Raw genomic sequence first — 231 nt, 5'->3', positions numbered from 1 at the left:
AGGCGTATTCGCAAGAGTTACAGCAACAAGGCAAGTGGCGTCATATCTGGCGAATCACAGGTCAGTATTCAAACATCAGTATTTTTGATGTGGAAAGCAATGAAGAGCTTCATTCAATTTTACAAGGTCTTCCGCTTTATCCATATATGAATATCGAAGTAATGGCGTTAAATCGCCACCCATCTTCTATCCGTGAAGATGATCGTTAAGTTTTAAGTGTCTTGGCTTGAT

Annotated in this window: 1 protein-coding gene; it reads left to right on the top strand. The window is 39.8% G+C overall.

Going from position 1 to position 231, the window contains the following annotated elements; translation table 11 throughout:
* On the top strand, nucleotides 1-209 hold a 209-nt coding region (locus AC1M86_RS14815), incomplete at its 5' end, for a muconolactone Delta-isomerase family protein (RefSeq protein WP_481608261.1).
* Nucleotides 210-231 lie beyond the last annotated feature (22 nt).

It is taken from the genome of Acinetobacter sp. ANC_7654 (assembly GCF_056779855.1).
This window is presented reverse-complemented; position numbering and strand designations above follow the sequence as displayed.